The sequence below is a fragment of the Solidesulfovibrio alcoholivorans DSM 5433 genome, assembly GCF_000702665.1.
GTDB lineage: Bacteria > Desulfobacterota > Desulfovibrionia > Desulfovibrionales > Desulfovibrionaceae > Solidesulfovibrio > Solidesulfovibrio alcoholivorans.
Window position 1 is genome coordinate 404,310 of the sequence record NZ_JNJA01000001.1, and the last position, 9,270, is coordinate 413,579.

Sequence of the window (9,270 nt, forward strand, 5' to 3'; positions counted from 1 at the left end):
TCGCTCCCTTTTTCCCAGTAGTATATCCCCGCCCCGGGATTGGCAAGAGATGCAGCCGGCGATAGTCATGGCGCAACCAGGGCGGTCATGGCGGCGAGGCCTCCCTCGAGGATTTCCCAGAAGGCCTCCGGCTCCGCGTCGGCGAGGTTGAAAAGGGGCAGGACCCGCGCGTCGAGGCGCGGGAAACCCGCGGTCGGCACGATGCGCACGCCAAGGGCGTTGGCCATGAAATCCCCGGCATGGACCGCGGCGGCGATGAGGTTGTCCGGGCAATGGCACGGGTCGTGGTGGGCGGCCACGGCCTGACACAGGGTTTCGGGCAGCCGCCATTTGACGGTGATGCGCCCGCCGAGTGCCGCGTGGTCGAAACCGAGCTCCAGGCGTTCGGCCGCGTCCAGGGACAGCTTTTTGCCGATGGTGCGGCCGAGGGCCGCGCCGGCCAGGCCCGGTTCGGCCACGGCCAGCATGAGCCGGCCCATGTCGTGGAGCAGTCCGGCCACGAAATAGCGTTCCCCGCCCCGTTCGCCCACGCGTTCGGCCAGGGCCCGGGCCAGCAGCCCCACGGCCACGGCGTGCCGCCAGAAATCGTCCAGGGACAGGAGGTCCCGGCGCGGGGGCTTGTCGAAGGCCCGGGTCAGCATGGAGCCGGCGGCCATGGTTTCGATTTCGCCGAGACCGATCACCGTCACGGCGCGGGTGACGGTCTCCACCTTGGCGATCGGGCTGAAAAGCGGGCTGTTGGCCAGGCGCAGGACATAGGCGGCGAGCGCCGGGTCCCGGGAGATGGCCCCGGCCACGTCCGCGTCGGTGCTCATGGGGTTTTGCGCGACGCGGCGCAGGGCCATGTAGGCCTCGGGCAGGGGCGGCGGGTTGATGTCGGCCAGGGAAACGGCGGTATTGGGCAGCAGGTCGTGGGGGGAGGTCGTTTCCGGCGCGCGTGCGGGGGGCTGGGGCTGACGGGGCGCGCCCCAGGCGAGAAAACGCCCGGCGAACGCTTCGCCGGCCGAAGCGGCCCCGGAGGACCCTGTGTCCCTGGGCTGGGCTGGACTGGCGGACATGGCGGGCATTCTCCCTGACATGCGTCTCACAGGCGATTAGCCCATTTCGTGAAGTCCGGCAAGGCGCGAGATGTTGGCGAATTTCCCTTGATTTCTTGACATTACGGACGCACAGGATAATGGGAAATTACAAGCGACTAACCGGGAACGCCCATGTTCAAGCAAAGTGTCGGCGAACTGGCCACACGGCCCCATATTGTCGCCGCGGACGCCACCGTGACCCAGGCCGCCGATGTGATGACCCGTGAGGGCGTCAGCTGCCTCGCGGCCGTGCGCGGGGCCAGGGTGGTGGGCTTTCTCACGGAAACCGCCCTGATCCGCCATCTCGACGTGGACCTCGACCCCGACACGTCCATCCAGGAGTACCTGTCGCGTCCCACGGGGGGCATTCCCCGGGACATGGCCGTGCAGGAAGCGGTCCGGGTCATGCTCGACCGCCGGGAGCGCCACCTGCCCGTGATGGATCTCGGCGGTTCCCTGCTCGGGCTCGTCACGGAAAAGGAGCTGGTGGACGCCCTGGCCGTGGATTTCATGGTGGAAAACGCCGTGTGCAGCGATCTGATGCGCACCGACGCCCTTGTCCTTGCTCCCGAACGGCCCGTGCGCGACGCCCTGGCTCTGATGCGTTCCAAGAGCGCGGACTGCGTGCTGGTCGTGGCCGAGGGCCGGCCCAAGGGCATTTTCAGCGAGCGCGACGCCACCTCCAAGATCATGGGCCGCCCGGAACGGCTGCCCGAGCCCATAGCCGACCACATGACCGGGCCGGTCATCAGCGTGCCGCTCGAGGCCATGGTCTACAAGGTGATCCAGTTCATGCGCCAGAAGGGTGTGCGCCGCGTGGCCGTGGTGGCCGCGGACGGCACCCTGGCCGGCTTGCTCTCCCAGCGCGAGATCCTCGCCTACGCCCGCCGCATGGGCTGACGGCCTCCCCTTTTAGACGGCGTCCGCCGCGACCACCGTGGCATAGGCCGCGCCCAGCGCCGCCAGGAAGGCGGTGTGGACGTCGGCGGCCGCCACGCTGCGCCCCTCGAAAAAGAGGTCGCAGGTGGCGCAGGCGTCGCCCGCCACCGTGACCGCGTAGCCCATGTCAAAGGCCGCCCGGACCGTGGCATCCACGCACATGTGGGTCATCATGCCGCACACGACCAGCCGTTTTGCGCCAAGGGCCTCCAGGTGCGCGGCCAGCGCCGTTTCGCGGAAGCTGTTGGGGTAGGCCTTGGTCAGCACGGCCTCGCCGGCGCGCGGCGCGACGCAGGCGCGGATGTCCGCGCCCGGGGTGCCGGGCAGGAAAAAGGTCGCGCCCGGGCGCGCGGATTCGTGGCGCACGTGCACAATTCCGGCCCCGGCCGTCCGGAAACGCCCGAGGACCACTGCGGCGCGCGTCCCGGCCGCGTCCGCGCCGCGCAGTTCCATGGCCCCGCCCGGGAAATAGTCGTTTTGGATGTCCACCAGCACCAGGGCCGTTTCGGCCAGAGCGGCATGTCGCGCGTCCATGACTCCTCCTTCATTCCGTAACGATAAACCGATCCTTGACGCCAAGCCTGTACATTTGGCAATAATCAGGACTGAATCGATCGATTTTATTCCACTACCGCTACCGCGTCGCCGCCAGGCCGGCAACCCGCCGCGCCCGCATGGCGGCGCGGCCCTGTCCGGCCTGACCGCGCCGGCGCTGTAAGGGGGACGCCCATGGCTGTGACCCAGAAATGCCAATACGCCCTGCGGGCCCTGTTCGAACTGGCCCTGCGCAAGGGCGACGGACCCGTGTCGGCCGGCGACATCGCCGAGAACCAGGCCATCCCCAAGCGGTTCCTGGAAGTCATCCTGCACCAGTTGCGCCAGGGCGGCTTCGTGGATTCCCAGCGGGGCAAGGAAGGCGGCTTCTACCTGGCCCGGCCGGCCGAGGACGTGACCGTGGGCGAGGTCATCCGCTTCATGGACGGCCCCATAAACCCGGTGGACTGCCACCGGGAACGCCCGGGCCAGGAATGCCCCCTGCGCGGCGACTGCGTGTTCAAAGGCGTCTGGGACGAAGCGCGAAAAGCCCTGGAGCGGGTCTACGACACGCGCACGCTCAAGGACCTGATCGCGGAGAAGCGTCGCCTGGAGCAGGAGACGGCGGGACCGCCCTACGTCATTTGAATTTCAGCCGTGAAACATCCGCGCCGCCCAGGCCAGGGCCTCGAAATAGATCCGTGACGCCGCCTCCTGGGAAACGCCGAAGCGTTCGAGCACCTTGGCGGCCCTGGCGTCCGGGCTGCCCTCGAAGCCCCGGCACAATTCCAGACAGGCCTGGGGCTGGCTGGGAAAACCCAGGAGTGCCTGGCGGATGCCCGTATCGAGGGTCAGGTCGGACAGGGCCTTGGCCATGGGCACCCCGAGCATGGCGTCGAGCAGCGACAGCAAGCCGAGCAGGCAGATGCCTTCCCCCTGGTGGCATTTTTCGCCCCTGGCCCGGTCGATGAGGGCCAGGAAGCGGCCGCGCACGGCCGAGGTGAAGGCCAGTTCCCGGTCACGGGGCGTGGCGCCGAGGGAGGCCAGGAGATTGACCGCGACCCAGCTCGCCAGGGCGTCGCGGCCGAGCAGGCGGATGGCGAAGTCCAGGGACTCCACGGCCTGGCCCCGGTAGAAGCTCGCGGCGTTGACGTGGCGCAGGAGCTTGTAGGCCAGGGACACGTCCGCGCCGAGGATGTCCCGTACTTTTTTCTCGTCGATGTCCGGGCGCGAGACTTCGGCCAGAAGCGCGAGCTTGGTGGCCTGGTTGGCCGGCAGCGCCCTGGCCTGGACCACCAGCGGCCGGCTGTAGAAATAGCCCTGGGCCAGGGGGATGCCGCGCGCGCGGCACAGCGCGATGTCGGCCTCGGTTTCCACTTTCTCGGCCAACACGGTCTTGTCCACGCTGCGGCAGGTGTCAAGCACCGCCTCCAGCCGGGCGGGATCGTTGCGCAAAGCCAGGAAATCCACCTTGACGTAGGTCACGTAGGGCAGGATCGGGTCGAAGGTCGGGTCGCCCACGTAGTCGTCGAGCGCCAGGACGAAGCCGGCTTCACGGATCTTGCGGACGAGGGTCGTGAACGCGGCATCGCAGGCGACGTGCTCGAGCACCTCGATGACGAAGCGCTCGGGATCGAGAAAGGCATGGTAGCCTTTCTCGAGAATTTCCCTGGAAAAATTGATGAAGATTTTCTTCTTCGGGCCGATGTCCCGGGAGATGGCCTCGATGCCGTTGGCCAGCACGGCCAGGGTGGCCTCCTCGTCGCTCGGCAGGATCGCGGCATTGGGGCCGCCCACGGTGCGGTAGAGCAGTTCGTAGCCGAACACGTCGCCGTCCACGCGGTAGATGGGGTGGCGGGCGACGGCGTAGTTGCAATCGACGGTGCAGGAAGCGGCGGATTCCATGGCGTAGTATCCTGTCGCGGCAAGAGGATGCGCGGCGATGCGGCCACGGAGGCCGCGTGCCTTCAGGTCCCGTTGCTAGGAACGACTTCGCGGGGGTACCGTAGCGCGAAACTAGGCCATTGGACGGGCAAAGACAATGGGCCGCTGAGAATCAGGAGCCGGTCAGGCGCTCCCGCAGGTCCGGCGGGAGCACGGCGAAACCGACCTCGCTGCCCGGGGCCAGGCAGCCCAGGCGCGTGCGGCCGAGCAGCCGGGCCGGGGTCGTGGTCAGCGCGGCGAGAACGGCCGGGGCGGGGAAATCGGGAAAGGCGGCCAGGAGCGCCCGGACCTCGTTCCAGAGGTCGAGGTCGTTGTTTGAGGCCAGGCTGTCCGTGCCCAGGCACAGCGGCACGCCGGCCGCGAGAAGCGCCGGGGCGTCGGCGACGCCCACGCCGATGCGGGCGTTGCTGCGCGGGCACAGGCACACGCTCGCGCCCGAGGCCGCAAGCAGCCGCCTGTCGGCCGCGTCGGCGCAGACCACGTGCACGGCAAGCGTGTCCGGCCCGAGAAGCCCCAGCGCATCGGCCTCGGCCACGGGCGAGCGACCGGGCGGCGCATAGTTTCGCGGCAGCACCCGTCCGGCCAGCAGCGCGGCGAGCGGTCCCCCGCCCGTGGCGAGCAGTTCCGCTTCGGCGTCGTGTTCGGCCAGATGCAGGCAGAAGGGGGCGCGGCGGTCGCGGCAGGCGTCCCGGGCGCGGCGCAGGTTTTCGGGGCTCGTGGAGTAGAGGGCGTGGCCGCTCGCGGCGGCGCGCACCGGGCCGTCCGCTGGCGCGGCGACTGCGAGCGCCTCGGGAACGGGATTCTTGCGGCCTGGTTTCCAGCCGAAGGCTTCGTGGCAGACGAGCGCGGCAAGCCCCGCCCGGTCGAGGGCTGCGGCCACGGCAGGCCCGGCGCGGCTGCCCACGTCGATGACGGCCGCCGTGCCCGTGGCCGCCATTTCCGCGACGGCCGCGTCCAGCACGGCGTCCGGGGGGGGGGTGAGGTCCTGGCCGATAAGCCAGGCGGCCCAGGCGGCGAAGCCTGCCGGCGCGGGCGCGCGGCCGCGCAGATGCGCCAGTTCAAGATGGCTGTGGGCGTTTACGAGGCCGGGCACGAGGACCGCGTCGCCGCAATCCGCGACCGGCCCGGCAAAGCCCCGCAGGACCGTCCGGCGCGGCCCGGCGTCGAGGATCCGCCGTCCGGAGTAGACGATGGCGGCGTCGTCCACGGGGGATGCGCCGGGCCGCAGGGACAGCATGCGCCGGGCCGTGACGGCCCGCGGACTGGGAGGCTGCAACGGCTAGCCTTGAAAGACGATGAGGGAATCCTTGATGAAGGCGCGCAGTTTGTCTATGCGCTGCCCGAATTCGGCGATGTTTTTCGCCACCTCGGATTTCTTGTCGTTGAGCAGCGTGTCGTCCACGTTGTAGGGCGTGTCCTTGATCTTCTCCAACGTGTCGAGGATGTTGTCTATCCTGTCGAACAGGTAGGTCTTTTCGTCCTTGGTGAAGCAGTAGGTCGTCTTGTTGTAGATATAATAGATATCGCAGAGGTTGAGCGCCAGACCGAGCGTTTTTTCGATGCGCGCGGTCAGGTCGGTCAGGGCGATGTATTCCTGGCTGTAGGGCCGTTTCTGGATCAGTTTTTCCTTGTCCTCGTATTCCTTGATGCGGATGGCCTGGACAACGGCCTCGTTGAAGTAATTCATGAAATAATTGAGGCTTTGACGCATGTTCGGCGTTTCCGCCGCGCACGGGGCAGCGATCGCCAGCACGAGGGCGCAGACTGCGGCCGTAAGAAAACGTTTCATGATCTTCCGCCGGACGGTTTGAGGGTTGCATTTCGGGCCGAACCGGCCCCTTGCCATGGATTTGTCACGACTGCGCGCCGGAGTCAAACGGCGCGGCCGCCAGGAAGAAATCCTCCCGCGCTTCGAACCGGATGCGCTGTCCGGGCAGGCCCAGGGCGGCATAGGCCGGAGCCAGCTCCCGGGCGTGGCCGAAAAGCTCCCCGGCGAAGCGGCGCGGGCAGGAAAGTCCGGCCGGCGGGCCGCCCAGCGCCGCGACGTGCGCCGCCACCAGGGCGAAAAGCGCCCTGGCCCGCGCCCGCGCACCCAGGGCGGGATGGCGCGGCCCGGCCAGGATAGCCGCCTCCAGGCCCGGTTCGGGCGCAAGGCCGATGCGGGCCACGCGTGCCCCGGCCCGCCACAGCACGGGCAGGACCCGGGCCAGGGCGTCGAGGGTCGTTTCCAGATCCCAGGGCGCATAGCCCCCGGCAGCGTAGAGCGCGGCGAGCGGCGTGCCGGCCACGACCAGGCAGGGGTGCAGCCGCACGAGCGACGGCGCCAGGTCGGCCGCCTCGGCCGCGTCGCGCGCCAGCCCTTCCGGGGTATGGCCGGGAAGCCCGGGCAAAAGCTGTATCCCCAGTTCCAGCCCGACAGCCCGCACGTCCCGGGCGGCCCGGCGCGTGGCCGCGGCGTCATGGCCGCGGCCGGCGCGCGCCAGCACGGCGTCGTCGAAGGTCTGCGCGCCCAGTTCCACGCAGTCGAGGCCCGCGTCCCTGAGGCGCGCGAGGAGCCCCGGGTCGCAGGCGTCCGGTCGCGTGGAGCAGCGCACGCGGGAAACGATCCCGGCGCGACGCAGACGCGAAGCCTCCTCAAGAAAGCGCCCGGGCCACGGCTCGGGCAGGGCCGTGAACACGCCGCCGTAGAAGGCCAGCTCGTACGGGCCGCGCCCGGCCCGGGCCGCTTCCTCGAGGCCCGCGGTCATGGCGACGAGTGTCACGTCCAGGGGCTGCGGCCCCTGGCCGCTTTGCAGCGGCTGGGCGCAGAACACGCAGCGGCCCGGGCATCCCCGAAATGTCACATAAACGGGCCAGATGCGCCCGGGCCGCCGGAAGGGCTCCGGATGGCGGAAAATGCGCCCTGCGCGGGGCCGCGCGGGGGCGCAACGGGGGCTTTGCGGCGCAGGCTGCAATATTTTTCTCCTAAACCACTTGAAAAAATGCTTTTCCTTGACTATCAGGAAGGCAATACGTCGGGTCGGCCTCGTTTCCCCCCTGGAAAGCCCCGCGCCGGACCGGCAGTCGCCGTTGCAAAGAAGGCTGTGCCCATGGATCATGCCGATTGCATTTTTTGTAAAATCGTACGGGGCGAGATCCCTTGCGCCAAGGTGTATGAAACGGACGAGGTGCTGGCCTTTCTCGACATCGCCCCCGTGGCCCCGGGCCACGCCCTGGTCATCCCAAAGGCGCACCATGTCAACCTGTTCGATCTGCCCGAGGCGCTCGGCGGCCGGCTGTTCGCGGCCCTGGCCCCCGTCGCCGCCGCGATCCAGGCGGCCACGGGAGCGACGGGCATCAATGTGCAGATGAACAACAACGCCGCCGCCGGACAGGTGGTCTTCCACGCCCACCTGCACCTCATTCCCCGTCGTGAGGGGGATGGGCTGCGCTTGTGGCCCGGCCACCCCTATGCCGATGCCGCCGCCATGGAGGCCATGGCCCAGGCAGTGCGCCAGGCCATCGCTTCTGGACGCTGACGAGCCCGCCGTGTCGCGGCCGCGGCCGCGCGCGACGTGATGCAACAACGCCAATGCGCCGGAGAACGCCATGAATGGAAAAACGCTCACCAAGGCCGACATCGTCGATTACATCTACGAGAAGACCGAACGCAACCGCGCCGAGGTCAAGGTGCTGGTGGATCACCTGCTCGAACTCATGAAGCAGTCCATCAAGAAGGATCATTCCCTGCTGGTCAGCGGCTTCGGCAAGTTCGAGTCCTACGACAAGAAGGCGCGCAAGGGCCGCAATCCCCAGACCAACGAATCCATCATGCTGCCGCCGCGCAAGGTGGTGGTGTTCCGCCTTTCGCGCAAGTTCCGGGCCGAGCTCAACCCCGACGAAGTGCTTTAGCGCCGGCGCTGCCCCGTCTGTGGGGACGCTCGGCGCGGGACCTACGGGGCCGTCCGGTCGGCCTTGAAAGCCGCCCACGCTGCGCATGCCGTCCCCGCCGCAGGACTTCGGTCGCGGCCGGGACGGCTGCGGCCGGCTATTGGGCCAGGACGAACGCGCCTTCGAACACGGTGGACAGGCGCAGCCGCGCGACCTCGGCCGCGTTCACGGTGGGGAAGGTCCCGGCGTGGACCCGGAAGAACCGCGTGCCGTCGATTTCCTTGTAGTGGATGCGCGAGCCCGCGTATCCCGCCGCCAGCATCCTCGCAAAGAGCTTTTCCGCATTCTCGCGCCGGGTGAACGCCCCCACCTGCACGTAGAACGGTCCGGGCAGTTCGCCGTTCGGCGTCACGCCCGGCACGTCTCCCTCGACCTCCACGCGCACCCTTGCCGTGCCCTTGCCGTGCACGCCCAGCGCCTTGGCCCCGGCCAGGGACAAATCCACGATGCGCCCGGCCACGAACGGCCCCCGGTCGTTGACCCGGAGCACCTGGGAGCGGCCGTTTTCCAGGTTGGTCACCCGCACCATGGTGTGCATGGGCAACAGCTTGTGGGCGCAGGTCAGCTGGTACTGGTCGTAGATCTCGCCGCAGGAAGTGAGCCGGCCGTGAAAGCCCGGGCCGTACCAGGAGGCGACGCCTTCCTCGCGGTAGCCCTTGGCCGAGTGCAGGGGCACGTAGGTGACGCCCTTGACCGTGTAGGGCCGAAGCGTTGCCGGTTCGCGGCCCGTGGCCCGGGGTATGGGGGCCTTGGCGGCGCAGCCCCAGAGCAGGGTGGCCAGCAGGACGGCGAGGACAAGGCGCAGGGGCCGGGAAAAACGGGAGACGACAGGGTGCGGCATAGC

11 protein-coding genes are annotated in these 9,270 nt (G+C 69.0%); 4 read left to right on the forward strand and 7 right to left on the reverse strand.

What is annotated here, in order from left to right; genetic code table 11:
* Nucleotides 1-65: 65 nt before the first annotated feature.
* Complete coding sequence (locus Q368_RS0101860) at nt 66-1,058, reverse strand: HDOD domain-containing protein (RefSeq protein ID WP_029457036.1); 993 nt, start codon at nt 1,056-1,058, stop codon at nt 66-68.
* A gap of 153 nt (nt 1,059-1,211) precedes the next feature.
* Between Q368_RS0101860 and Q368_RS0101865 the strand changes: the two genes are divergently transcribed.
* Entirely contained in the window at nt 1,212-1,979 is a 768-nt protein-coding gene (locus tag Q368_RS0101865; protein WP_029457037.1) for a CBS domain-containing protein, read from the forward strand.
* Between the two features lie 12 nt (nt 1,980-1,991).
* On the opposite strand, the gene Q368_RS0101870 is transcribed toward Q368_RS0101865, so the two are convergent.
* Entirely contained in the window at nt 1,992-2,552 is a 561-nt protein-coding gene (locus Q368_RS0101870; RefSeq protein ID WP_029457038.1) for a cysteine hydrolase family protein, read from the reverse strand.
* A gap of 195 nt (nt 2,553-2,747) precedes the next feature.
* Between Q368_RS0101870 and Q368_RS0101875 the strand changes: the two genes are divergently transcribed.
* A complete protein-coding gene (locus Q368_RS0101875; RefSeq protein WP_029457039.1) occupies nt 2,748-3,200 on the forward strand; it encodes an RrF2 family transcriptional regulator in 453 nt (150 codons plus the stop codon).
* 3 nt (nt 3,201-3,203) lie between these two features.
* Here Q368_RS0101875 and Q368_RS0101880 read toward each other — a convergent pair whose 3' ends face one another.
* From Q368_RS0101880 to Q368_RS0101895, 4 genes are all read right to left on the reverse strand, one after another.
* Nucleotides 3,204-4,457, reverse strand: a complete 1,254-nt coding sequence (locus tag Q368_RS0101880) for an EAL and HDOD domain-containing protein (protein WP_029457040.1) — start codon at nt 4,455-4,457, stop codon at nt 3,204-3,206.
* Between the two features lie 151 nt (nt 4,458-4,608).
* On the reverse strand, nt 4,609-5,733 hold the full coding sequence (locus Q368_RS0101885) for an amidohydrolase family protein (RefSeq protein ID WP_052360001.1): 1,125 nt from the start codon (nt 5,731-5,733) through the stop codon (nt 4,609-4,611).
* A 42-nt stretch (nt 5,734-5,775) separates the two neighbouring features.
* Nucleotides 5,776-6,285, reverse strand: coding sequence for a hypothetical protein (locus Q368_RS0101890; protein ID WP_029457042.1), 510 nt, complete (start codon nt 6,283-6,285; stop codon nt 5,776-5,778).
* Nucleotides 6,286-6,349: 64 nt separating this feature from the next.
* The gene (locus Q368_RS0101895) at nt 6,350-7,450 is read right to left on the reverse strand and encodes a radical SAM protein (RefSeq protein ID WP_425423663.1); all 1,101 of its coding nucleotides are present in this window, start codon (nt 7,448-7,450) and stop codon (nt 6,350-6,352) included.
* A gap of 135 nt (nt 7,451-7,585) precedes the next feature.
* Here Q368_RS0101895 and Q368_RS0101900 point away from each other — a divergent pair, with 135 nt between their 5' ends.
* Together Q368_RS0101900 and Q368_RS0101905 are read left to right on the forward strand one after the other, a co-directional pair.
* Complete coding sequence (locus Q368_RS0101900; RefSeq protein ID WP_029457044.1) at nt 7,586-8,014, forward strand: HIT family protein; 429 nt, start codon at nt 7,586-7,588, stop codon at nt 8,012-8,014.
* A 70-nt stretch (nt 8,015-8,084) separates the two neighbouring features.
* Complete coding sequence (locus tag Q368_RS0101905) at nt 8,085-8,387, forward strand: integration host factor subunit alpha (protein WP_005997200.1); 303 nt, start codon at nt 8,085-8,087, stop codon at nt 8,385-8,387.
* A 136-nt stretch (nt 8,388-8,523) separates the two neighbouring features.
* Here the strand turns inward: Q368_RS0101905 and Q368_RS0101910 are convergent, their stop codons facing one another.
* Entirely contained in the window at nt 8,524-9,267 is a 744-nt protein-coding gene (locus tag Q368_RS0101910; RefSeq protein WP_029457045.1) for a septal ring lytic transglycosylase RlpA family protein, read from the reverse strand.
* Nucleotides 9,268-9,270 lie beyond the last annotated feature (3 nt).